Source organism: Marinobacter sp. G11 (assembly GCF_021282325.1).
Lineage (GTDB): Bacteria > Pseudomonadota > Gammaproteobacteria > Pseudomonadales > Oleiphilaceae > Marinobacter > Marinobacter vinifirmus.
In genome coordinates this window covers 1-502 of the sequence record NZ_JAJSPB010000124.1, presented here as the reverse complement: position 1 = coordinate 502, position 502 = coordinate 1, and the positions used below count along the sequence as shown (strand labels likewise).

Sequence of the window (502 nt, the reverse complement as noted above, 5' to 3'; positions counted from 1 at the left end):
GCCAGAGCTACGGCGAGGCACGATTAGAACGTGCCTGCCAACGCGCCCTGATGCTGGGCAGCTGCCGATACAAGAGCATCGAATCCATCCTCAAGCATCGCCTGGATGAGCAGCCCCTGGAAGAGCAGCAAGAACTGGCCTTACCCGACACACACGACAACATCCGCGGCCCTGCCTACTACCACTGAAGGAATCTGACATGTTGAAACATCCCACACTGGATAAGCTCCACGCCCTCAAACTGACCGGCATGGCCGCCGCCCTGGAGGATCAGTCGGCCACCCCCGACATCACCGATCTGAGCTTCGAGGAGCGCCTCGGGCTGCTGGTCGACCGGGAAATGACGGAACGGGACAACCGGCGCATGAGCAGCCGGCTACGCCGGGCCAAACTGCGACACGCCGCCATCCTCGAAGACATTGATTACCGGAACTCACGCGGCCTGGATAAAGGGCTTGTCCAGAGTCTGGCCAGCTGCCAGTGGGTGAAGGAACACCTGAAC

General features: G+C 61.0%; 2 pseudogenes. Both read left to right on the top strand.

Annotated features, from left to right (window positions below):
- A pseudogene (locus LWH94_RS19355) lies at positions 1–188 on the top strand (IS21 family transposase); the annotation flags it as partial.
- Positions 189–199: 11 nt separating this feature from the next.
- Positions 200–502: pseudogene (gene istB, locus LWH94_RS19350) on the top strand (IS21-like element ISSpu5 family helper ATPase IstB); the annotation flags it as partial.